Source organism: Streptomyces tricolor, assembly GCF_002155905.1.
In the GTDB taxonomy this organism is placed as follows: Bacteria; Actinomycetota; Actinomycetes; order Streptomycetales; family Streptomycetaceae; genus Streptomyces; species Streptomyces tricolor.
Window position 1 is genome coordinate 1 of the sequence record NZ_MUMF01000403.1, and the last position, 21,901, is coordinate 21,901.

Sequence of the window (21,901 nt, forward strand, 5' to 3'; positions counted from 1 at the left end):
GAGCGGCCGGGCGAGGGGGTCGGCGAGGACTTCGGCCTCGATCCGCCTGAGCACCTTGTCCTCGGGGCGCTGGGCGAGCGCGGCCTGCAACTGCGGCATCACCAGCGGCGCCCATGCCGTGCACCAGTCGATGAGCTGGTCGCGTCCGTCCAGGAGCATCCACCGCATGGTGTTGGCCGGGGCCTTGCCGCCGTCGAACAGGGCGTGGAAGCGGTCGTTGCAGGTGACGAGGTTCCAGGAGGCGTCGGTGACGTACGCGGGATGCGTGATGCCGGCGACGGCGTCGGCCCAGGCCGCGGGGACGGCATGGCCGGAGGTGTCGTAGAGGGGACCGGGCGGATCCTCGCCCCGGGCGTACCGGCAGAGGCTGATCCATTCCTGCTCGTTCATGCCGTAGAGGCGCGCGACGTCACGGAGGAGGTCGACCGGAGGGTTGGGATAGTTCCCGGATTCGAGGCGCTGGTACGTACGGTCGGAGTAGCCGAGGAGTTCGTCGACCTGACCCTGGGACAGGCCCGGGGCGCGGCGCCCTCGGCCGGTGGGCCGGGTCAGCCCGTGGGTTTCGGGGGATATGAGTGCGCGGCGGTCTTTGAGAAGCTTTTTCAGTGCTTGGCGGTTCACTGGCGGCTGGTCCCCCGAGGCTGGTGTTGACTGCGGGTCAGTGTAATTAGTGTCATGCGGTTTTGCTGTAAAAGATTGACCCTAGATATCGACTGATTGTGTGCTGCATGCTCAGTGTCGCGGGGTTCGCCGATCGGCAGTGCGGTGATCAGTGACCTCGTGCACCCCTCGCAGGTGCTGTTCGGCCATGCGTGAATCGCCGGCCGGTATCTGTGAGCGGGAGACCGGGGTGAGTCGGGTTTGCGACCGGTTTCCGGTGCCGTTTCCCGTACGCGGGAATCACAGCCGCGGCACCTGACACCGCGAGCACCTCAGGCCGGCCTCCCCGGCAGCCAGGCCACGGCCGGTGCCCACTCGCCCCACCCCAGGGGCCTCGGCACCGGCCGTCCCGTTCCACCGTCCACCGTGGCGACCGGCCGGACCCCCGCCACGGCCACACCTCTCCCAACCCCTGCCCCGCACGGGCATGGTGTGCCACGGCTTGGTCAACCGCGCGGCGTCGAGCACGTCGTGACGCTGATGCCGTGATCCAGCAGCCGGAGAACCGCTCCTTCGCCCTCCCCCACCCTCAGCCGCCCGTATCCGCGCCGCCATGGACCGAGGCCGTCAGCGGCAACCGCATCCTTTGCCACAGCCGCAGGCTCCCGTCGTACGCGCGGCCGGCGTGTGCGTGGGCGGCATGTGCGTGGCCGGTGCACAGCAGCCCCGGTCGAGAGGGCCGCGAGGCGATGCCCGGCAGAGAGTGGCTCGCGGGCTTCCCGATGTCGCGGTCACTCAGCAGCACTCCAATTCAGGGGTGGGTGTCCTCCGGCCGCGGACCGTCCAGCGGGAGGCGCCGCCGATGCATGCGTGCGTGCATCGCCGCCAGGGTGAGGAACAACCCGAGTACGGCACCGGGAACGGTGACGGCCGAGAACCAGGCCGCGGCGCCGCCAGGCCCCGCGGCCACCCTGACCACCGCCACGACCGCGGCGGCCACCAGCCCGGTCCCCACGAGGACGGCTACGACGTACCGGGACCGGTCGCTCTCGGGCAGGGGCCGGCCCTGGCCCAGCTCCCCCCAGTGGCGGGAGGCTTCCCGCGCCTCGGTCCGCCGGAGCACCGCGGCGCGGATCCGCAGGCCCGCTGCGAGGAGCAGGCCCGTGACGGCCGCGGCGGCCGGTATCCACCACACTTCGGTCAGGAGCAGCAGTACGGCGGCCATCGCCGGCGTGCTCCACCCGGTGAGGCAGGCCGCCGCCGCCCGGCGGTGCGACACGGGCCGGTCCTTCCCCGCGCGCAGGACCGCGAGCGCCGGCACGTACCAGACGCAGCCGGACACGGTCATCGTCGCGGTGCCGAGGGCGAGCAGGGCGTACGGCACGGTCTACCTCCTCGCCTCGTCGAGTGCGGCGATCTCCGGGTGGTGCAGGTCGAACGCCGGGGACTCGGAGCGGATCCGGGGCAGCGAACGGAAGTTGTGGCGCGGGGGCGGGCAGGACGTGGCCCACTCCAGGGAGCGGCCGTAGCCCCAGGGGTCGTCCACGCCGACCGGGGTGCCGTACTTGGCCGTCTTCCACACGTTGTAGAGGAACGGCAGGATCGACAGGCCGAGCAGGAACGAACCGATCGTGGAGAGGGTGTTGAGGACCGTGAAGCCGTCCGTGGCGAGGTAATCGGCGTACCGGCGCGGCATGCCCTCGGCGCCCAGCCAGTGCTGGACGAGGAAGGTGAGGTGGAAGCCGGCCGTCAGCGTCCAGAAGGTGATCTTGCCGAGGCGTTCGTCCAGCATCGTGCCGGTCAGCTTCGGCCACCAGAAGTGGAAGCCGGCGAACATCGCGTACACGACCGTACCGAACACCGTGTAGTGGAAGTGGGCGACGACGAAGTACGAGTCGGACAGGTGGAAGTCCATCGGCGGCGAGGCGAGGATCACCCCGGTGAGGCCGCCGAAGACGAACGTGACGAGGAACCCGGTCGTCCACAGCATGGGCGTCTCGAAGCTCAGGGAGCCCTTCCACATCGTGCCGATCCAGTTGAAGAACTTCACGCCGGTCGGGACGGCGATCAGGAAGGTCATGAAGGCGAAGAACGGCAGCAGCACACCGCCGGTGACGTACATGTGATGGGCCCACACGGTCACGGACAGGCCGGCGATGGCGATGGTCGCGCCGATCAGTCCCATGTAGCCGAACATCGGCTTGCGGGAGAACACCGGGACGACCTCGGAGACGATGCCGAAGAACGGCAGGGCCAGGATGTACACCTCGGGATGGCCGAAGAACCAGAACAGGTGCTGCCACAGCAGCGCGCCGCCGCCCGCCGAGTCGAAGACGTGGCTGCCGAACTTGCGGTCGCACTCCAGCGCGAACAGGGCAGCCGCCAGCACCGGGAAGACGATCAGCACCAGGACCGAGGTCAGCAGCACGTTCCACGTGAAGATCGACATCCGGAACATCGTCATGCCCGGCGCCCGCATGCAGATGATCGTCGTGATGAAGTTGACCGCGCCCGCGATCGAGCCGAAGCCGGACAGCGCCACACCCATGATCCACAGGTCGGCGCCCAGGCCCGGCGAGTGGACGGCGTCGGACAGCGGCGCGTACAGGAACCACCCGAAGTCCGCGGCGCCGCCCGGGGTGAGGAAGCCGAACGCCGCGATCGACGAGCCGAACAGGAAGAGCCAGTAGGCGAGCATGTTCAGCCGGGGGAAGGCGACGTCCGGGGCGCCGATCTGCAACGGCATGATCCAGTTGGCGAAGCCGGTGAACAGCGGCATCGCGAACATCAGCAGCATGATCGAACCGTGCATGGTGAACGCCTGGTTGAACTGCTCGTTCGACATGACCTGGAGGCCGGGACGGGCGAGTTCGGCGCGCATCAGCAGCGCCATCACGCCGCCGACGAGGAAGAACACGAAGGCGGTGACCAGGTAGAGCGTCCCGATCCGCTTGTGGTCGGTGGTCGTCAGCCACTGCGCCCACGACGCTCTGCCCACCGCTCGCTCCGTGCCTGCGGCCGCGTTCCCGGCCACGGGGGCCGCGGCCTCCTGCCTCGCGGCTCCCACCTGCTGTATCTCCGCCTCGTCCACCGACGCCGTCCTTCCGCTGTGCTCACGTCGCTGACGGGCCGGGAAGTGCCGTCGACGGGAGACATGGAGGGGCTCTTCCCGGCCGTCGACACATGATCGTCGGCCGACCCCCCGGTCCCGATAGAGTCCAACGGCCCCATCGGCGGCGCCGGACGGGGTCGACCGGCCTCACTCCGCATGCCGGTGCTCGCGGCACCGCCGGCGTGGTCGCGCGCGAGCCGGGCGAGGCGGGTTGTTGACCCTCACACCGTGTCAGGCGCTGGACTCGGAGACGTCATGTTCACCATCGGAGACTTCGCCCGGCACGGCCGCGTCTCGGTCCGGATGCTGCGTCACTACGACGCGACCGGACTGCTGCGCCCGGCCCATGTCGACCCCGCCACGGGCTACCGGTACTACACGGCCGCCCAGCTGAGCCGCCTCAACCGCGTCATCGCCCTGAAGGACCTCGGTTTCACCCTCCAGCAGGTGCGGGACATCGTCGACGAGAGGATCAGCACCGAGGAACTGCGCGGCATGCTGCGGCTGCGGCAGGCCGAGCTGGAGGCCGGCATGGCCGCCGCGGCGGCACGGCTGGTCCAGGTCGAGGCGAGGCTCCGGTCGATCGAGAGCGAGGGGCACATGCCCACGAACGACGTCGTCGTCAAGAACGTCCCGGCGATCCGGGTGGCGGAACTCACCGCGACCGCCGCGAGCTTCGCGCCCGAGCACATCGGCCCGGTCATCGGACCGCTCTACGACGAGCTGTTCCGGCGCCTGGACGCGGCGGGCGTCACGCCCACGGGCCCCGGTGTCGCCTTCTACGAGGACGCGCCGGAGGGCGGCGGCAGGATCGTCGTCCACGCCGCCGTCCAGGTCGCGGCGCCCCTTCAGGACGGCGCCTTCCGGGTGCTCGACCTGCCACCCGTCGACCAGGCGGCGACGATCGTGCACCGCGGCTCGATGGACGCGGTCCTGCCCACGGCGCAGGCCCTGGCCCGCTGGATCGACGGCAACGGCTACCGGTCGGCCGGATACCCGCGGGAGATCAACCTGGAGTGCCCCGAGAACCGCGACGACTGGGTGACCGAACTCCAGGCACCGGTGGCCAAGCCCTGAGCCGCGGCGGTCCTGGCCGGTTCGGTGACCTCCCCGAGCCGGTCAGGTGCCGAGGGGCCCCGGTTCGCGCCGGCACGACCGCCGCAGGCGAGCCACCTCACCGCGCGTCGGCCGCCCCTCCGTCACAAGCCCTCACGGCGCGGGTTCGCGTCCGGGCTCCCGGGCCAGTCGCTCCTGGACGTCCAGGCGTGCGCACTCGCAGTGCGCGCCGTTCTGCCGGAGCACCCCGAGTGCGTGACTCCTCGTCACCGTCGGTCAGTCGGACCACGGACGCCCCTGCCGGACGAGGACCAGCGCCGCCTCCGCTCCCGGTCGGGCGCGGCCTGTACGCGCACGTCGCTCCACCGGCCGGTGAGCCACGGCCACTCCGGACAGCCAAGGTGAGGGAGCCGGAGGCGCCGCGCATTCGACCGAAATGCAACGAACAGGAATCGAATACGCTGTGGGCCGTGCTCTCTCGATACTCTCGTCCGCCTCTGTGACTGAGCGCCGCAGTCGGCCCTTGAGCACGCCGGCGGGCACCTGAGCGCGACAGCCGGCCCACAGGGGCCGGCTGGGGGAGAAACCGCCTGCGACGATCCGGGAAGGCTTCACTGGGTCCAAATCCGTCGCGTCCGGACCGTTGACGGGGTGTCATGCGCGCAGCAAGCATGTCTCGCGTCCGAGTTTTGGGAGCGCTCCCACGCACCTGGCGCACCCGCACGTCCCGAGGAGCCCAGACGTGAAACGACGCACAACCGCCGTGCTGACCCTCACCGCCCTGCTGGGCACGGCGCTGACCGCGCTGCCCGTGCAACAGGCCGGTGCCGAGGAGGTCGAGCAGGTCAGGAACGGCACCTTCGACACCACCACCGACCCCTGGTGGACCAGCAACGTCACCGCGGGCCTGAGCGACGGCCGGCTGTGCGCGGACGTGCCCGGCGGCACCACCAACCGCTGGGACTCCGCGATCGGGCAGAACGACATCACGCTGGTGAAGGGGGAGACGTACCGGTTCTCCTTCCACGCCTCCGGCATCCCCGAGGGGCACGTCGTGCGGGCGGTCGTGGGCTTGGCCGTGTCGCCGTACGACACCTGGCAGGAGGCGAGCCCGGTGCTCACCGAGGCCGACGGTTCGTACTCCTACACCTTCACCGCGCCTGTCGACACCACCCAGGGGCAGGTCGCCTTCCAGGTCGGCGGCAGCACCGACGCCTGGCGGTTCTGCGTGGACGACGTCTCCCTGCTCGGCGGGGTGCCCCCGGAAGTCTACGAGCCGGACACCGGACCCCGGGTGCGCGTCAACCAGGTCGCCTACCTGCCCGCCGGGCCGAAGAACGCCACCCTCGTCACCGACGCCACCGCCCGGCTGCCCTGGCAGCTGAGGAACGCCCAGGGCACGACGGTCGCCCGGGGCCTCACCGTGCCGCGCGGCGTGGACGCCTCCTCCGGGCAGAACGTCCACTCGATCGACTTCGGCTCCTACCGCGGGCGCGGCACCGGCTACACCCTCGTCGCCGACGGCGAGACCAGCCACCCGTTCGACATCGACGCGGCGGCCTACCGCCGCCTGCGGCTGGACTCCGTGAAGTACTACTACACGCAGCGCAGCGGCATCGCGATCCGCGACGACCTGCGGCCCGGCTACGGCCGCGCGGCCGGCCACCTGAACGTCGCCCCCAACCAAGGCGACGCGAACGTCCCCTGCCAGCCGGGCGTGTGCGACTACACCCTCGACGTCACCGGCGGCTGGTACGACGCCGGCGACCACGGCAAGTACGTCGTGAACGGCGGCATCGCCACCTGGGAACTGCTGAGCACCTACGAGCGGTCGCTGACGGCCCGCACCGGCCACCCGGCCGCCCTCGGCGACGGCACCCTCGCGCTGCCCGAGAGTGGCAACAAGGTGCCGGACGTCCTCGACGAGGCCCGCTGGGAGCTGGAGTTCCTGCTGAAGATGCAGGTGCCCGCCGGGCAGCCGCTGGCCGGGATGGCCCACCACAAGCTCCACGACGAGCAGTGGACCGGTCTGCCCCTGCTGCCCGACCAGGACCCGCAGAAGCGGGAGCTGCACCCGCCGACCACCGCGGCGACCCTCAACCTGGCCGCGACGGCCGCCCAGGCCGCCCGGCTGTACCGGCCCTTCGACAAGGCGTTCGCCGCGCGGGCGCTGACGGCCGCCCGCACGGCCTGGCAGGCCGCTCTCGCCCACCCCGACCTCCTCGCCGACCCCAATGACGGCACCGGAGGCGGCGCCTACAACGACGACGACGTCACCGACGAGTTCTACTGGGCCGCGGCCGAGCTCTACCTGACCACGGGTGAGCGGCAGTTCGCCGACCATGTGCTCGACTCCCCGGTGCACACCGCGGACATCTTCGGCCCGACCGGCTTCGACTGGGGCCACACGGCCGCCGCCGGCCGGCTCGACCTCGCCCTCGTGCCCAGCCGGCTGCCCGGCCGCGACCAGGTGCGCCGCTCGGTGATCAAGGCCGCCGACACCTACCTCGCCACGCTGACCGCCCACCCCTACGGCATGCCGTACGCCCCCGCCGGTAACCGCTACGACTGGGGCTCCAGCCATCAGGTCCTCAACAACGGCGTGGTCCTCGCCAGCGCCTACGACCTCACCGGCGCCGCCAAGTACCGCGACGGGGCGCTGCAGGGCATGGACTACGTCCTCGGGCGCAATGCCCTGAACATGTCCTACGTCACCGGCTACGGCGAGGTCAGCTCCCACAACCAGCACAGCCGCTGGTACGCCCACCAGCTCGACCCCACCCTGCCGAACCCGCCGTCCGGCACCCTCGCCGGCGGTCCCAACTCGAGCATCCAGGACCCGTACGCCCAGTCCAAGCTCACGGGCTGCGTCGGCCAGTTCTGCTACATCGACGACATCCAGTCCTGGTCGACCAACGAGACCGCGATCAACTGGAACGCGGCCCTCGCCCGCATGGCCTCCTTCGCGGCCGATCAGGGGTGACCGCCCGGCACGCCTGAGGCACCGCTCGGGTACCGCACTGCCCTGGGGACACTTACGGGCCAGTACCCGAGCGGTACCGCCAGCCCTCGATATGGAGTTCAGCCATCGCGAGCCGGAGGGCCTGCGGCAGATCGCCAAGGAGCGCGGTACGCCGATGAAGGCGCTCATGCGCGAGGCGGCCGCCGCCGGCACAGCGCGCCACCGGGCGCTGCGGGAGGGAGCGGAGGCGCAGGCGACGGAGCGGAACGAGATGATGGCACACCTGTGGGCGGGGGCGGCTGCCTAGGGGAAGCGCGGGCGCCGGGTCCTGCCGTGGGCGTTCGAGGAGGGCACGGGGGCGTTCCTGTACTGGCTGGTGCGGCCCGGCCGGCGGCCCGACGAGTGACCGTGCTCTACAACGAGGGGCGCGGCCCCCGGCGGGAGCACCATGACATGGGGTGCCTCGCCTTCCTGCTGGCAGTGCTCACAAGAACGGCGCAGACGGCGTACTTCGGCCACCTCTACGACGTGCTGAAGCCGACGGAACACCACTTCGAGACGGCCGACCGGACACTCGGAGCGTCCCGGCGCTGACGCTCTCGACGACCTGTCCCGCCCGAAGCGGCGACGGAGCCCGCCGCTACGCTCCCGCACCATGAACAGTGCTCACGGATTCAACTGCACACGCTGCGGCGCCCGCCACCCCGAGCCGCCGATGAACTACACGGCCGCGGCCCCGGCCGTGTGGGATCCGTCCTTCGCCGGCGCCGACGACTGCCTGCTCACGTCGGACCAGTGCGTGGTCCGCGGGCAGCACCACTTCGTCAAGGGCTTGATCGAGATACCGGTCATCGGCGGCGACGACGTGTTCTCCTGGGGCGTCTGGGTCTCGCTCAGCCGCGAGAACTTCGCCCGGGCGGCGGACCGGTGGGACACGCCCGGCCGCGAGAACGAGGAGCCGTACTTCGGCTGGCTCACCACCGACCTGCCGGTCTACTCCCCCACGACCCTCAACCTCAAGACCCGCGTCCACACCCGCCCGGTCGGTGAACGCCCCTACGTCGAGCTGGAGCCCACCGACCATCCCCTCGCCGTCGAACAGCGCACGGGGATCACTCAGGACCGCGTGCGCGAGATCGCGGTGGCCGTCCTCCACTCCGGCAGCGGCGAGGAGCGGTGACGGCCGGCACCTCCACGTCGCCCCTCCCGCTCGCGCCCGCCGGCCTGAGCCGCGGGGCAGGTTCGTCGAGGCGGACGGCGTCCGTGTCCCCCGGCAGGACATCCGACGCCACCGCGTCGCATGGCTCGCCCACGGCGTCCCCGCGGCGGAGATCGACCGGGCCACGGCCTTCCAGGACCGCTGGGGCGGCCTCGCCCGCCGCCGGCCCCCTTCTACGAGGGCAGCCCGCGCATCCCAGGACGCCGGCTGTCCCGAGGGCTCGACGGCAGCGGGCTGGTCGTTCCCGGCCGGGCACTGCCGGTGTCCATGGCCTACGGGTTCATGGATCCGTCAGGAGCCGGGGCCGAGTTCCCGCGCACGTGCACGCTTCCGCCCGCACCGCGGTGAGGGTGCGGTGAGGTCGGGCTGAGGCGCCTCGGTCGAGATGCCGCCGGTCGGAGCAGTGCGCGGACGCCGTGCGTCGGTGAGGGAGTTCCGGGTCCGGAAGTGGAAGGCGACAAGGCCGACGAACGCCGCAGCGGTGAACCAGCCCGCCTGGACGGCGAGGTACTTCGGCAGCGGCGTGCTGGCGAACCCGGCGCCGGTGGCGGCTTGCATCGCTCCGTAGGAGGGGAGGTACCGCACGGCGATGCTGTCGGAGCCAGAGCTGTAGAGGGGGTTCTGCAGAGCGAGGTCGATGACGCTGGTCATCACGATGGCGAACATGCCCTCGACTTCACGGCGCAGCAACGAGCCGAAGGCCACCCCCAGGGCGCCGTAGGTGATGCCGGCGCCGAAGAGGGCGGCGGCGAGCAACAGGGGCTGCTGGGGGGACCAGAGGGTGCAGGTCAGAGCGGTCGCGTAGGCGGCCACGACAGCGGAGGCCAGCACCAGGGAGCTGAGTTTGGCGAGGACGAGGTGGGTGCGGGGGTAGCCGGCCAGAGCCAGCCGGCGGTCGAAGGGGCCGTCGCTGAACGAGGCCGCGAACATCATGAAGCCGATGATCAGGGTCACGGCGTTGAGGGCGCCGGTGATCTCGGTGAGCTGATTGCCGTGCGGGGTGAGCAGCCGGCCGGTCGCACGCAGTCGGAACCGGGTGGGGGTGGTCGGGATGGACCAGAAGGCCAGTGCGGTCCATACGGGGATGAACAGAGCGATGAGGACCATCGCGAAGCGGTTGCGCAGGTGCTCGATCAGCGCGTAGCGGGCCGCGGTCAGGAACAGGGTGCGGTGGCGGCGTACGGCCGTGGGGTGGGTCATGCGGCGGGTTCCGTGGACTGTTCGTAGAGGGTGCCGTCGTCCAGCCGCCACAACACGTCGAGGCGTTCGGCGTCGTAGGCGAGGTGGGAGACCACGAGGACCGAACGGCCGTTCTCGCGGAGCCGGGCGGCGAGATCCCAGAACCGCTGGTAGGTCTCCCAGTCGAAGCCCTGGTACGGCTCGTCGAGCAGCAGCACACGCGGATCGTGCATCAGAGCCAGGGTGAGGTTCAGTTTCTGCCGGGTTCCACCGCTCAGGACTCCGGCCCGTTCGTCGGCGTACTCACTGAACCGGAGCACTTCCATGACCTCTTCGGCTCGCCTCAGGTCGCTCAGGCCGTAGGCGACTTTGAAGTACTCCAGATGCTGACGGACGGTGAGTGCGTCGTGGAGAGTGGCGGCCTGCGGGCAGTATCCGAATCCTCCGTCGTGGTGGACCGTGCCGCGGTCGGGGGACAGTTCGCCCGAGAGGATCTTCAGCAGGGTCGTCTTGCCCGCTCCGTTCTCCCCGACGATCCCCGCCAGGGTCCCCGGGGGCAGTCGCAGGGTGACGCCGCGCAGGACGGCATGGCGACCATAGGCGTGGTGCAGGTTCCTGACGTCCATCGCGCCCTTCCCGTGCCGAAGCTGCCAGAGCCACAACTGCTGCGAGTAGCCGCAGGTCACTGCCCGTCAGTGAGGTGCGGCGCATGTCATTCGTTAGAAGGGTTTGCGCACGCCGCTGCGACGGTGCGGGGCCCGGGGCTCGTAGGTTGGCCGCGTGATCGACTTCTCCCCGGCCGTGTGCTCCCCGGCCCTCCCGTTCTCCCGCAGGCACACACGGCCGGCGCACTCCTGCCCGCCCGTCCGCATCGTCCGGTCCTGAGCATCGGTGCCCGGACGCCTCGGACGCGGAATGCGTTCGGTGACGGGTCATCCGTATGCGGACGGAGTCGAGTGGCGGGGAGGACCTTGAGGTGCTGGTACGGCGGTGGCTGGACGAGGCGGGGATTCACGACCCGGTGCTGCGGCAGTGCTACACCGCGTGCGTCCGGCGGCTCCACACCTGCGATGAGGGGCGTGCCGGCTGGTGGGGGCTGCGCGCGGCACCCGCGGCGCTCCGGCCGTACACCGCGGCGCTGATCGCTCATGGGTGGACGGCTGACGCGCACAGCGACACCGGGCCTGTCGAGGAACGGCTGCGTCGCCTGGACGAGTACCACCGGGCCAGCCTCGCGGCGCTCAAGTCAGGCAGCACCGACCCGGTCCTGCACGCCCTGGCACACACCTTCCGCACCTTCGACCTGCCCAGCTCACTCCTGCAACGCGGCTTCGACGCCATGCGCAGCGAGATCGGCCGGCCCCAGCCCGCCACCTATGAGGACTGGCGGCGCTGGGCGAACGGCATCTGCGGTACCCCGACCGTCGTGCTGATGCTGGTCCTGCATTCCGGCACCGTCGGCTCATGGGAGCCCCTGGTGCGTGAGCTGGGCGAACTGTTCCAGATGACCGACGTGCTCTGCGACCTGGCCGACGACCTGACCGAGGGGCGGCTGTGGCTGCCGGCGGAGGATTTCGACCGGTTCGGCGTCCGCGTCCCGGACTTCCTGGCCAGGCGCTGGACTCCGGCCACCGCCGCACTCATCGCGTTCGAGGCCGATCGCGTCCAGCACCGGCTCCCCGAGCTGGTCCGTGCCCTGGAGCCCAGTCCGGCCGGCTCGTGGGCCCGCGCCATGAGCCGCCACTGCACACTCCTCGTCGACCTCGTGCGCGCCGCGGACGCCGACCTGCTGCACCATTCCGTGCGCCCGCCCGTCTCCGCACTGGTCGAGGTGTGGCAGAGCGAGTGGCGTGCTGCCGTCCCCCTGCCCGACACGAAAGGCCCTGCATGCCCGCTACCGCCACCCAGGCACCCCGCACGTTGATCCCGCTCGTCGAAGCCGAACTGGCCCGCCTCGTGGGCAGCGGCGAAGATCTGCTGGAAATGGCATGTCTGGATGCTCTGTTCCCCACGGGCAAGCTCCTGCGGCCCACGTTGTGCATCGAATCGGCGCGCGCGGTCGGCGGCCGAGCCGAGCCGGTGCTCTCCTTCGCGGCGGCCATCGAATGCCTGCACGTGGCCAGCCTCGTCCACGACGACATCGTCGACCAGGACCCGATGCGCCGCGGGCGGGCCTCCACCGCTGAGCGATTCGGCCTCGCCGAAGCACTCCTGGCGGGAGACGGGCTGTTCACCGCCGGGTGGGTGGCCATGCTCCGCACCGGCCCGGCCGGTCCGGTCCTGGAAGCGTCCCGGGCAGTCGCCGAGGCGATGCACGCCATGTGCCGCGCCAGCATGCTGGAGACGACGATCCGCGAGGACCTGTCCTGCGGTCGGTCGGCCGTGCTGGAGGTGATCCGCGGCAAGACCGCCGCACTGACCGGTGCCGCCTGCCAGGCCGGCGCGATCCTCGCCGCGGCGACACCGGAACAAGCCGAAGCCCTGCGCCAGTACGGCGAGCTGCTCGGCACCGCGTTCCAGATCCGGGACGACCTGCTGCCCTACACCGCCCAGGACCGGATCACCGGCAAGCGCGCCACCAGCGACGTCGCGAACCGGCAGCCGACCCTCCCCGTCCTGCTCGCCTACGAGTCCGCGGGCGAGCCCGACCGCCGCCTGCTCACCAGGGTCTTCCACGGCGACGCCGACCCCGCCACCGCCCATCGCGACCTGCTCGACGTGCTGACGCGGACCGGTGCCATCGCCGAGGCGACCCGGCAGGCGCACCGCTGCGTCGCCCGGGCACGCGAGGCCCTCGACGGCCTGCCGTCCACCGAACGCCTCGCCCGGCTCGCCGACTCCGCCGTCGACCGCCACCGATAGCCCTCGCCACCCGACCGCGGAGTCTCGCCCCGACCGAGCAGCGTGCGCCGATCGCCTCGCGCTCCTGACCCGACCCCGCCTCGGCCACCACCGACCAGCCTGTCGTCCGTCTCAAGGCCCCCTTGAGCACAGGAAAGGGAATCAGATGAGCTCCACCCAGGCCGAGGAGACCGCTGATGTCATCGTGGTCGGTGCCGGTCCAGCCGGCTCCACCACGGCCTTCTACCTGGCCCAAGCGGGGCTGGATGTGCTGCTGCTGGAGAAGGCGCGCTTCCCCCGGGACAAGATCTGCGGTGACGGGCTCACCCCGCGAGCCGTCAAAGAGCTGCTCACCATGGGTGTCGACGTGCGGGGATCCGGCTGGGTGCGCAGCCGTGGACTGCGCGCCTGCGGCGCGGGGCTGCGGGTCGAGATGGACTGGCCCGACATCACCGGCTATCCCGGCTTCGGGCTGGTGCGCACCCGGCAGGATTTCGACCATCTCCTGGCCGCGCGGGCACAGGCGGCCGGCGCCCGCCTGCACGAGGGCACCAACGTCACCGACATCCTGCTGGACGAGCGCACCGGTCACGCCCGAGGCGTCGTCGCCCGGCGCGACGGCGTGGAACACCGTTACGGGGCGCGCTTGGTGGTCGCCGCGGACGGCGCCTCCAGCCGGGTGGCCGTGCGGATGGGGCTGCAGCAGCGCAAGGACCGCACCATGGGCGTCGCGGTGCGCCGTTACTACGCCACCGACCGCACGAGCGACGACTACCTCGAATGCTGGCTCGACCTGCAGGATCCCGCCTCGTCCGGTCGCCGTTCCATGCTGTACGGGTACGGATGGCTCTTCCCGGTGGGCAACGGCATGTGGAACGTCGGGGTCGGCACGGTCTCCGTCCACCGGCGCCCCGACATCGACCACCGCGCGCTGCTGCGGGACTGGACCGCCCGGCTGCCCGAAGAGCGGCAGATCGACGAGGACCACGCCACCACCGCCGTCCGCGGCCACGCTCTTCCCGGCGGCATGAGCCGCACGCCGCAGTACACCCGCGGCGTGCTCCTGGCCGGTGACGCCGCGGGCCTGATCAACCCGCTCAGCGGCGAAGGCATCGACTACGCGATGGAATCCGGCCGCTTCAGCGCCGAAGTCATCGTCCAGGCCCTCGCCCGGTCCACCGCGAGCCAGTGCGAACGCGCCCTGAACGCCTACCCGCAGCTCCTCAAGGACGCCTTCGGCGGCTACTTCACCCTCGGCCGCCTCGTCGTCCAGGCCCTCGGCAACCCCCACCTCATGAAGTTCGTCACCGCCCACAGCCTGCGCCGCCCGGCGGTCGCCCGCATGATGTTCAAACTGTGGTGCAACCTGATCGACCCCCGCAGCAACGACGCCGCCGACCGGGTCATGAGCGCCGTGCTCAAGGCCACGCCCGCCCCCTGACCACCCCGTGCCCCGGACCGGTGCCGGGGCTGCGCTCACGCTTCCGGCAAGGGGCGGTCAGTCAGCCCGGCCGCCCGGGGTGAAGGCGACCGGAAGGCGGGCCGGGCCGCGCAGGCCGCCGGGGCGCCAGGGCAGCTCCGCCGGCGGCACGGCCAGGGCGAGGTCCGGGAGGCGGCGCAGGACCGTTCCGATGGCGATCCGGCCCTCCAGCCGGGCCAGTGGCGCACCCAGGCAGTAGTGGATGCCGTGCCCGAAGGCCAGGTGGCCGTTGTCGCGCCGGGTGATGTCCAGCCGGTCGGGTTCGGGGAAGCGGGCCGGATCGCGGTCGGCGATCGCGGACGCGATCACCACGGTCGCGCCGCGCGGGACGGCCACGCCCGCGATCTCGACGTCCTCGCGGGCGAACCGGGCGATACCCGGGCTGACCGGGCCGTCGTAGCGGAGGAACTCCTCGATCGCGTCGGGTAGCAGTTCCGGGCGGTCCCGCAGGAGGGCCAGCTGGTCCGGGTGGGCGAGGAGTGCGGCGATGCCGCCGCCGATCAGGTTGACCGTCGTGACGTATCCGGCCACCAGCAGCAGGAAGGTCATGGCGATCAGCTCGTCGTGGCTCAGCCGCTGTTCCTCGTCATGGGCGCTGATCAGCGCGCTGAGGAGATCGTCTTCCGGGTGGGCGCGCTTCGCTTCCATCAGCGCCGTCACGTACGCGCGCATCCGCCGCCATGCCTCGTCGACGACGGCCGGGTCGGGCAGCTCCTGCCCGCGCAGGAGCATGGCGTCGGTCCACCGCTGGAAGTCGTGCCGGTCCTCCACCGGCACGCCGAGCAGCTCGCAGATGACGGTGACCGGCAGCGGCAGCGCGAAGTCCGCCACGAGATCGGCCCGGCCGGCCGGCACCACCGCGTCGAGCAGCCGGTCGGTGATCTCCTGGATCCGGGGCTCCAGCTCGGCGACCCGGCGTGCGGTGAAGGCCTTGGACACCAGGCGGCGCAGCCGGGTGTGGTCGGGCGGGTCGGCGCGCAGCATGGTGCTCAGCATCGACTCCCGCTCGAACTCGGGCAGCTGCGCGATGAGGCGCGGGTCCGAGGCGTCACGGACGTCGCTGCTCAGCCGCGGGTCGGACAGGGCGGCGAGCGCGTCCTCGTACCGTGTGACCAGCCAGGCGTCCAGGCCGCCGGCGATGACCACGCGCCGCACCGGGCTGTCCTCGCGCAGCCGTCGGTAGAGCGGGAAGGGATCCGCCACGAAGGCTGGGTCGGCGTAAGGGAGAAGGACTGGCTGCTGGCTCATCGTGCCTCCCGGCAGGCATCGACCACATGTGCCCCTTTTCCGGCACCTCAGGGGCATGTTCCCAGATTGTTCGGGTGTGGCGCGCCGAGCGGCCGGCCACGCCGCGATCCGGCCGGGACCGCGCGGGTCCCGGCCGGCTGTTCCGCGCCCCGGCTCAGCAGGCGTCGACGTACCAGACGGGCCCCCAGTCACCCGACGGGTCCGAGGAGGGAGCGCCCGGGGTGGTGTAGATGACCCTCTTGTTCTTGTCGAGCATGCGGGCCTGCGTCCCGGCCGACTGGTTGTTGTACCAGGACCCGCCGCTGTTCAGGCCGTCGGGGATCTCCTGGACGTAACAGTCCTTGAACTTGAAGGCCAGCTCCTTGAAGTTCGCCTTCTTGTAGCCGCAGAAGTAGTACTTCGGGCAGTCGGACGGAGCCGCCGTGACCCGGGGCTGAGCAGTGGCGGCGGGGGCGAGCATGCCGGCCAGGCCGAGCATCGCGGCGGCGGTGGCCAGGCCGACCTTGTGTGACGTCCGCATGAGGGATCCTCCCGTTTCGTGGCAGCACCGCCCGGTCAGCGGCGGTGCGTTCCGAGCCTGCCCGCTCCCCGCCCGCGGTGTCGTGAGCACAGGGCGCACAGTGTTTGGCACGCAGCGCACACGCCGATTGACGCGGAAGCGTCTTCCGTCGGCAGCACAGGGGGCCGACAGTGCTGGATGACCATGAGCAACACCAGTGACACCACGGGGAAGAGCGTCATGATGACCGTCCTGGACACCACCTGCCTGCCGCCCGCCGAGAGGACGGCCGCCTGGGCCGAGACCACCGCGCTGGCCTTGGTGACGACCCGCTTCCGGTTTCCCGACCCGGCGCACTTCGGGGCCCGCATACGGGCCGTCACGCTGGGGCCGGTGCAACTGTCGGCGATGTCGTACGCGCAGCTGGTCTCCTACCGTTCGGCGCGGCTGATCCGCGCGTCGGATCCCGAGCTGTACCAGGTCGCCGTCATCACCTCGGGGCGGCAGGGCATAGAGCAGGCGCGGCACAACACGGTCCTGGAACCCGGTGAGATGGTCCTGTACGACAGCTCCCGGCCCTTCGAGGCGTCGGCCGGCGGTCCGGGCCGTTGCGGTTCCCTGGTGGTCCAGTTCCCGCGCAGCCTCCTGCCGCTGCCCGATCATGTGGTCGCTCCGCTGTGCGGGACGGCCCTGGGAGCGACCGAAGGCGTCGGGTACGTCTTCCGGCAGACGCTGCTCGGCCTGGCGCAGGCGGGATCCGATCTCAGCGGGCCGGACCGGCAGAGGCTCGGCACGATCGTCGTGGACCTCGCCGCCGCGGTCATCGCCCGCTACGCCGACCGTACGTCCGCGCTGCCCCCGGAGAGCCGCACGGCCGCGCTGTTCCAGCAGATCACCGCGTTCATCAGCCGGCACCTGGACGACCCCGGCCTGGCACCGGCCTCGGTCGCGGCGGCGCACAGCATCTCCGCGCGCTACCTGCACCGTGTCTTCCAGGCGCACGGAACCACGGTGAGCGGTTTCATCCGCCAGGAGCGGATCGCCCGCTGCCGACGGGATCTGGCGGACCCGCTGCTCCGCACGACACCCGTCGGCGCGATCGGTGCCCGCTGGGGCTTCCCGCGGGCCTCCGACTTCACCCGTGCCTTCCGGACCGCGACCGGGACGACCCCCACCGAGTACCGGAGTCTGTGGGCACAGGCAGGTCCGTCGGTGTGAACGGCGTGCGCGGGGCGGGGGCACGGCGGCCGTGCCCCTCGGACACGGTCAGTCCCGCTGGGCGGCGATCATCGCGCGGTACCAGTGGTAGCTGTCCTTCGGCGTCCGCCGCTGGGTGTCGTAGTCGACCCGGACGATCCCGAACCGTTTGCCGTAGCCGAAGGCCCATTCGAAGTTGTCCAGCAGGGACCAGACGTAGTAGCCGCGCACGTCCACGCCCGCGTCCAGTGCGGCCTTCAGCGCGGTGAGGTGGTCGCGCAGGTAGGCGACCCGGTCGCGGTCGTGCACCGCCCCGTCCGGGCTCACCTCGTCGTGCTCGGCGGAGCCGTTCTCCGTGATGTGGATCGGCGGCAGCGCGTCGCCGTACCGCTCCTTCAGTGCCACCAGCAGGTCGGTGAAGCTGTCCGGGACGACCGGCCAGTCCATCGCGGTGTGCCGCGCTCCCGCCAGCCGGACCTCCGCGTACCGGTTGTCCGTCGCCGTCCGCAGTGCGGGGTCGGGCTCCCGGTGCGGTGCGTCGGCGACCACGATCGGCCGGTAGTAGTTGATGCCGAGGAAGTCCAGCGGCTGACCGATCAGTGCCAGGTCCCCGTCGCGGCGGAAGTCCTGGCCGGTGATCAGTTCGCCCCAGGTCTCCTCCTCGGTGTGCGGGTAGCGGCCGGCGAGGAGGGGTTCGGTCCACACCAGGTTGTGCTGGGTGTCCGCGCGGACGACGGCGGCCCGGTCGGCGGCGGAGCCGGTGGCGGGCAGGTTGCGGTCGAGGTTGAGGGTGATGCCGGCCTCGCGCACCCCGGCCGCCCGGAGCGCCTCGACCGCCCGTCCGTGCCCGACCAGCAGGTGGTGGGCGGCGGCGAGCGCACCCCGGCCCTCACGGGCGCCGGGGGCGTGACGGCCGACGGAGTAGCCGAGGAAGGCGCTGCACCACGGCTCGTTCAGGGTGATCCAGCGCGGCACCCGGTCGGCGAGGTGTCCGGCGACGACGGCCGTGTACTCGGCGAACCGCTCGGCGGTCTCCCTGACCCGCCAGCCGCCGCGGTCCTCCAAGGCTTGCGGCAGGTCCCAGTGGTAGAGCGTGGCGGCCGGTTCGATGCCCGCCGCGAGCAGTTCGTCGACGAGCCGTGCGTAGAAGTCCAGGCCCTTGGGGTTCACCGGTCCCGAGCCGTCGGGCACGATCCGCGGCCAGGCGATCGAGAACCGGTAGGAGTCCACGCCCAGCTCCCGCAGCAGCGTCACGTCCTCGGGGTAGCGGTGGTAGTGGTCGCAGGCGATGTCACCGGTGTCGCCGTTCGCGACCAGGCCGGGGGTGTGGCTGTAGGTGTCCCAGATCGACGGGCCGCGGCCGTCCTCGCGGGCCGCGCCCTCGATCTGGTAGGAGGCGGTGGCGGCGCCGAAGACGAAGCCGGCGGGGAAGCGCGGGAAGGCCCTGGACTCGGTCATGTGCGGTGCTCCGGGGGTCACTTGACGGAACCGCCGGTGATGCCGGCGGCGATGTACTTCTGCGCGAGGACGAGCAGGATCGCGGCGGGGATCGCGGACAGCACGGACGCGGCCATCACCGAGCCCCAGTCGCCGACGTGCGCGCCGATGTACTGGTAGATGCCCAGCGTGATCGGCTTGACGTCGTCGGTGGTGTTGAGGGTGAGGGCGAACATGAAGTCGCTCCAGGCGAACAGGAACGCGAACAGGCCCGAGGTGATCAGGGAGTTGCGGCTCATCGGCAGCACGACCTGGAGGAAGGTGCGCAGCCGCCCCGCCCCGTCCATCTGCGCGGCCTCGATGACCTCGGCGGGGACGGACACCATGAACGACCGCATCAGCACGATCGAGAAGGGGATGCCCAGCGAGGCGTCGGCGAGCATCAGGCCCGCGTAGGAGTTGACCAGGCCCAGATCGACGTACGAGGTGTACAGCGCGTTGGCGATGACGATCCCCGGCACCATCTGCGTGATCAGCGTGCCGAACACGAGGGTGCGGGTGCCGCGCAGCCGGAACCGCGCCAGCCCGTACGCGGCCGGGGCCGCGATCACCAGGCAGATCACGACCGCGCCGAGGGAGACCACCAGCGACGTCAGCAGGTGTCCGCCCTGGTCGTCGAGTGCCTTGGCGAACCCGGACAGGTCCGGGCGGTGCGGCACGGGATCGACCTCTAGCAGCCCGGCCTCGGGCTGGAGCGCGGTGTTGAGCATCCAGTACAGCGGGAACAGCATCACGCCCAGGACGAGCACGGCGGCGGCCGTGGAGCCCCAACGGCGCCTGTCCGCGCGGGGGGTCGCGTTCTCAGCGGCCATTCCCGGTCACTTCCCCTCGGTGCGGTTGGCCCGCAGGTAGAACACCGCGAACACGGCGGAGATCAGGATGAGTACGTTGCCGACGACGGCGCCCGCCCCGAAGTCCAGCCGTACGAAGGAGTTCTGGTACGTGAGCGTGCCCAGGGTCTGGGTCGCGTCGGCGGGGCCGCCGTCGGTGAGGGCCAGGATCAGGTCGAGGATCTTGACCGTCGACATGAAGCCCAGGACGAGGACGACCGTGATGACGGGCCGGAGCACCGGCAGGGTGATGGAGCGGAACGTGCGCCAGGCGGAGGCGCCGTCCAGGGCGGCTGCCTCGTACAGCTCGCGGGGGACCTCTTGCAGGCCGCCGTACAGGATGACCATGTTGAACGGTATGCCGATCCAGATGTTGACCAGGATGACCGACAGCAGGGCCATGTGGGGATCGGTCAGCCAGGGAGTGTGACCGCCGAGGCCGAGCGTGTCGAGGAAGGAGTTCAGGACACCCGTGTCCTGGTCGAGGATGCGCCGCCAGACGATGCCGGAGACGACCATGGGCACCAGCCAGGGCAGCAGGATCAGCGAGCGCAGGACGCCGTTGAGCGGGAACTTCCGGGTGAAGAAGACGGCGAGGGCGAGGCCGATGCAGAACTGTCCGAGCAGCGAGCCCGCGGTGAAGACGAGCGTGTGCCACAGCGCCTTGCCGAACACGTCGTCCTGGAAGACCGTCGACCAGTTGTCGAAGCCGTTGAGGGGGGCCTCGCCGGTGAAGAACGTCTCCGGTGTGTAGTGCTGGAAGCTCATCACGACGTTGCGGACGAGCGGGTAGCCGAAGAACAGCAGCATGAAGAGGACCGCGGGGGCGACGAACCCCCACCGGGCCAGCCGGCGGCGCAGCCGGCCGGGAACCGGTGCGCCGGCCTCGGGGACCGCGCCGGATGCGGTGACGGTGGACGTGGTCATCTGCGCGTACCTCAGTTCCCGCTCGTGGCCCGCTGCTGGGCGCGCTGGAGGGCGGCCTGGCTGGACTGGCCGGTCAGGGCGGCCTGGAAGGCACTCTGGAGGGCGAGTGACACCTGCGGCCAGCCGGCGCCGAGCTTGGCTGTGCGGGACCGGGCCGCGGCCACCTGGTCGGCCAGCGCGTCCAGCTCCGGCACCCGCTCGCGCCAGACGGCGGCGGCCTTCTCGTTGGCCGGGACCATCCAGCTGTTGAGCGCGTAGGTCAGTTGCTCCCGCTCGCTGGACAGGCAGGCGACGATCTTCCCCGCCATCCGCTCGCGCCGCTCGTCACCGGTGTTCGGCACGGTCAGCACGGCACCGCCCAGCGGGCCCACGGACGGGTCGCCGGCCTTCGGCACCGGGATCCGCGCGATGCCCCAGTGCAGTGACTTCTTGGTGTTCAGGGTCTCGACCTGCCACGGGCCGTTGATCATCATTGCTGCGTTGCCCGCCATGAACTGGTCGTTGACGTCTGCCTGCGTCCAGCCCACCGTCGACTTCGACAGCGAGCCGTCCCGCAGCAGACTCTTCCAGTAGTCGAGCGCCTGGACCACTTCGGGCCCGTCGAGCCGGGTTTCGTCCCCGCCGTTGGACCACATGAACGGGGTGAACTGGAAGACGCCGTCCTCGGCGCCGCCCGCGCTGAGCGCCAGGCCGTACCGCTTGCCCCGCGTCAGCTTCTTCGCCGTCTCGCGCAGTTCGGCCCAGGTGGCGGGCACCTTCAGGCCGGCCTGGCGGAGGATGTCCTTGTTGTAGAAGAGCGCGAGTGTGTTGACCGACCGGGCGGCGCCGTAGTACGTCCCCCGGTACGAGCCGAAGTTGACGATGCCCCGCGGGACGTCCTCGGTGCCCAGTCCGAGCGTCCTGAGGTCGATCAGCCCGCCGGCCTCGGCGAACGTCGGCATCTCCGAGGCATCGAACTGCACGATGTCGGGCAGCGACTTCGAGGACGCCATGCGCAGGGCCTTCGTCATCACCTGCGCCGCCGGCACGCTCTGCTGCTCGACGGTGACGCCCAGCCGCTCGCCGCAGCGGGCCATCGCCTGTGCGTCCCAGCGGTGGTACGTCTCGTCGGTCGATGAGTTCAGCACCGTGTAGACGGAGCTGTCGCGCTGCCGGCCGCAGCCGGTCAGGGCCGCCCCGGCGACCAGGACGGAGACGGCTGCGACTGATATCACGGCACTGCGGGAGCGTCTATTGAAGCGCTTCGACATGCGC

20 protein-coding genes are annotated in these 21,901 nt (G+C 71.1%); 9 read left to right on the forward strand and 11 right to left on the reverse strand.

The window, feature by feature from the left end; genetic code table 11:
* From CCN44_RS26945 to ctaD, 3 genes are all read right to left on the reverse strand, one after another.
* A partial coding sequence (locus CCN44_RS26945) for an MmyB family transcriptional regulator (RefSeq protein ID WP_086700326.1) occupies window positions 1–621 on the reverse strand: 621 nt, incomplete at its 3' end.
* Between the two features lie 790 nt (window positions 622–1,411).
* On the reverse strand, window positions 1,412–1,984 hold the full coding sequence (locus tag CCN44_RS26955) for a hypothetical protein (RefSeq protein WP_086700290.1): 573 nt from the start codon (window positions 1,982–1,984) through the stop codon (window positions 1,412–1,414).
* Window positions 1,985–1,987: 3 nt separating this feature from the next.
* Window positions 1,988–3,634 carry an aa3-type cytochrome oxidase subunit I gene (gene ctaD, locus CCN44_RS26960; protein WP_086700329.1) on the reverse strand — a complete coding sequence of 549 codons (1,647 nt, stop codon included), beginning with the start codon at window positions 3,632–3,634 and terminating at the stop codon, window positions 1,988–1,990.
* A 333-nt stretch (window positions 3,635–3,967) separates the two neighbouring features.
* Here ctaD and CCN44_RS26965 point away from each other — a divergent pair, with 333 nt between their 5' ends.
* The 5 genes from CCN44_RS26965 to CCN44_RS26985 all read left to right on the forward strand — a co-directional run bounded on the left by CCN44_RS26965 (window position 3,968) and on the right by CCN44_RS26985 (window position 8,910).
* On the forward strand, window positions 3,968–4,789 hold the full coding sequence (locus CCN44_RS26965) for a MerR family transcriptional regulator (RefSeq protein ID WP_086700293.1): 822 nt from the start codon (window positions 3,968–3,970) through the stop codon (window positions 4,787–4,789).
* Window positions 4,790–5,510: 721 nt separating this feature from the next.
* Window positions 5,511–7,751 (forward strand): glycoside hydrolase family 9 protein, encoded by a 2,241-nt coding sequence (locus CCN44_RS26970; protein WP_059255768.1) that lies wholly within the window; start codon window positions 5,511–5,513, stop codon window positions 7,749–7,751.
* A 91-nt stretch (window positions 7,752–7,842) separates the two neighbouring features.
* The gene (locus tag CCN44_RS26975) at window positions 7,843–8,037 is read left to right on the forward strand and encodes a hypothetical protein (RefSeq protein WP_059255769.1); all 195 of its coding nucleotides are present in this window, start codon (window positions 7,843–7,845) and stop codon (window positions 8,035–8,037) included.
* A 101-nt stretch (window positions 8,038–8,138) separates the two neighbouring features.
* Window positions 8,139–8,324, forward strand: a complete 186-nt coding sequence (locus CCN44_RS26980; RefSeq protein WP_237481579.1) for a hypothetical protein — start codon at window positions 8,139–8,141, stop codon at window positions 8,322–8,324.
* A gap of 121 nt (window positions 8,325–8,445) precedes the next feature.
* A complete protein-coding gene (locus tag CCN44_RS26985) occupies window positions 8,446–8,910 on the forward strand; it encodes a DUF2199 domain-containing protein (protein WP_237481586.1) in 465 nt (154 codons plus the stop codon).
* 330 nt (window positions 8,911–9,240) lie between these two features.
* On the opposite strand, the gene CCN44_RS26995 is transcribed toward CCN44_RS26985, so the two are convergent.
* Together CCN44_RS26995 and CCN44_RS27000 are read right to left on the reverse strand one after the other, a co-directional pair.
* Window positions 9,241–10,149 carry an ABC transporter permease gene (locus CCN44_RS26995; RefSeq protein WP_237481582.1) on the reverse strand — a complete coding sequence of 303 codons (909 nt, stop codon included), beginning with the start codon at window positions 10,147–10,149 and terminating at the stop codon, window positions 9,241–9,243.
* Window positions 10,146–10,754: an ABC transporter ATP-binding protein gene (locus tag CCN44_RS27000; protein ID WP_086700299.1), complete on the reverse strand. Its 609-nt coding sequence runs from the start codon at window positions 10,752–10,754 to the stop codon at window positions 10,146–10,148. Before CCN44_RS27000 ends, CCN44_RS26995 begins: the two co-directional genes overlap by 4 nt.
* 350 nt (window positions 10,755–11,104) lie before the next feature.
* On the opposite strand from CCN44_RS27000, the gene CCN44_RS27005 reads away from it, so the two are divergent.
* From CCN44_RS27005 to CCN44_RS27015, 3 genes are all read left to right on the forward strand, one after another.
* Complete coding sequence (locus tag CCN44_RS27005) at window positions 11,105–12,052, forward strand: phytoene/squalene synthase family protein (RefSeq protein WP_158103154.1); 948 nt, start codon at window positions 11,105–11,107, stop codon at window positions 12,050–12,052.
* The gene (locus CCN44_RS27010; protein WP_086700304.1) at window positions 12,016–12,990 is read left to right on the forward strand and encodes a polyprenyl synthetase family protein; all 975 of its coding nucleotides are present in this window, start codon (window positions 12,016–12,018) and stop codon (window positions 12,988–12,990) included. The genes CCN44_RS27005 and CCN44_RS27010 overlap by 37 nt, the downstream gene beginning before the upstream one ends.
* 145 nt (window positions 12,991–13,135) lie before the next feature.
* On the forward strand, window positions 13,136–14,410 hold the full coding sequence (locus tag CCN44_RS27015) for a geranylgeranyl reductase family protein (RefSeq protein ID WP_059255781.1): 1,275 nt from the start codon (window positions 13,136–13,138) through the stop codon (window positions 14,408–14,410).
* Window positions 14,411–14,467: 57 nt separating this feature from the next.
* On the opposite strand, the gene CCN44_RS27020 is transcribed toward CCN44_RS27015, so the two are convergent.
* The gene (locus CCN44_RS27020) at window positions 14,468–15,697 is read right to left on the reverse strand and encodes a cytochrome P450 family protein (protein WP_086700307.1); all 1,230 of its coding nucleotides are present in this window, start codon (window positions 15,695–15,697) and stop codon (window positions 14,468–14,470) included.
* A 154-nt stretch (window positions 15,698–15,851) separates the two neighbouring features.
* Entirely contained in the window at window positions 15,852–16,217 is a 366-nt protein-coding gene (locus CCN44_RS27025) for a hypothetical protein (protein ID WP_059255785.1), read from the reverse strand.
* Between the two features lie 183 nt (window positions 16,218–16,400).
* On the opposite strand from CCN44_RS27025, the gene CCN44_RS27030 reads away from it, so the two are divergent.
* Window positions 16,401–17,414: an AraC-like ligand-binding domain-containing protein gene (locus CCN44_RS27030; protein WP_223283665.1), complete on the forward strand. Its 1,014-nt coding sequence runs from the start codon at window positions 16,401–16,403 to the stop codon at window positions 17,412–17,414.
* A gap of 48 nt (window positions 17,415–17,462) precedes the next feature.
* On the opposite strand, the gene CCN44_RS27035 is transcribed toward CCN44_RS27030, so the two are convergent.
* The 4 genes from CCN44_RS27035 to CCN44_RS27050 are packed head-to-tail and all read right to left on the reverse strand — an operon-like array spanning window position 17,463 to window position 21,897.
* The gene (locus CCN44_RS27035; RefSeq protein WP_086700310.1) at window positions 17,463–18,851 is read right to left on the reverse strand and encodes a GH1 family beta-glucosidase; all 1,389 of its coding nucleotides are present in this window, start codon (window positions 18,849–18,851) and stop codon (window positions 17,463–17,465) included.
* Window positions 18,852–18,868: 17 nt separating this feature from the next.
* Entirely contained in the window at window positions 18,869–19,702 is an 834-nt protein-coding gene (locus CCN44_RS27040) for a carbohydrate ABC transporter permease (protein WP_059255789.1), read from the reverse strand.
* 6 nt (window positions 19,703–19,708) lie between these two features.
* Window positions 19,709–20,647 (reverse strand): carbohydrate ABC transporter permease, encoded by a 939-nt coding sequence (locus CCN44_RS27045; RefSeq protein WP_086700314.1) that lies wholly within the window; start codon window positions 20,645–20,647, stop codon window positions 19,709–19,711.
* A gap of 11 nt (window positions 20,648–20,658) precedes the next feature.
* Window positions 20,659–21,897 (reverse strand): ABC transporter substrate-binding protein, encoded by a 1,239-nt coding sequence (locus tag CCN44_RS27050; protein ID WP_086700317.1) that lies wholly within the window; start codon window positions 21,895–21,897, stop codon window positions 20,659–20,661.
* Between the last annotated feature and the right edge of the window lie 4 nt (window positions 21,898–21,901).

What these genes read in the sequence shown, in the direction of transcription:
- CCN44_RS27035 (WP_086700310.1), bottom strand. Translation starts at nt 18,851, where the DNA reads ATGACCGAGTCCAGGGCCTTCCCGCGCTTCCCCGCCGGCTTCGTCTTC.
- CCN44_RS27025 (WP_059255785.1), bottom strand. Translation starts at nt 16,217, where the DNA reads ATGCGGACGTCACACAAGGTCGGCCTGGCCACCGCCGCCGCGATGCTC.
- CCN44_RS27040 (WP_059255789.1), bottom strand. Translation starts at nt 19,702, where the DNA reads ATGGCCGCTGAGAACGCGACCCCCCGCGCGGACAGGCGCCGTTGGGGC.
- CCN44_RS26965 (WP_086700293.1), top strand. Translation starts at nt 3,968, where the DNA reads ATGTTCACCATCGGAGACTTCGCCCGGCACGGCCGCGTCTCGGTCCGG.
- CCN44_RS27010 (WP_086700304.1), top strand. Translation starts at nt 12,016, where the DNA reads ATGCCCGCTACCGCCACCCAGGCACCCCGCACGTTGATCCCGCTCGTC.
- CCN44_RS27045 (WP_086700314.1), bottom strand. Translation starts at nt 20,647, where the DNA reads ATGACCACGTCCACCGTCACCGCATCCGGCGCGGTCCCCGAGGCCGGC.
- CCN44_RS27030 (WP_223283665.1), top strand. Translation starts at nt 16,401, where the DNA reads ATGAGCAACACCAGTGACACCACGGGGAAGAGCGTCATGATGACCGTC.
- CCN44_RS26985 (WP_237481586.1), top strand. Translation starts at nt 8,446, where the DNA reads ATGAACTACACGGCCGCGGCCCCGGCCGTGTGGGATCCGTCCTTCGCC.
- CCN44_RS26975 (WP_059255769.1), top strand. Translation starts at nt 7,843, where the DNA reads ATGGAGTTCAGCCATCGCGAGCCGGAGGGCCTGCGGCAGATCGCCAAG.
- CCN44_RS27020 (WP_086700307.1), bottom strand. Translation starts at nt 15,697, where the DNA reads ATGAGCCAGCAGCCAGTCCTTCTCCCTTACGCCGACCCAGCCTTCGTG.
- CCN44_RS27000 (WP_086700299.1), bottom strand. Translation starts at nt 10,754, where the DNA reads ATGGACGTCAGGAACCTGCACCACGCCTATGGTCGCCATGCCGTCCTG.
- CCN44_RS27015 (WP_059255781.1), top strand. Translation starts at nt 13,136, where the DNA reads ATGAGCTCCACCCAGGCCGAGGAGACCGCTGATGTCATCGTGGTCGGT.
- CCN44_RS26995 (WP_237481582.1), bottom strand. Translation starts at nt 10,149, where the DNA reads ATGACCCACCCCACGGCCGTACGCCGCCACCGCACCCTGTTCCTGACC.
- CCN44_RS27050 (WP_086700317.1), bottom strand. Translation starts at nt 21,897, where the DNA reads ATGTCGAAGCGCTTCAATAGACGCTCCCGCAGTGCCGTGATATCAGTC.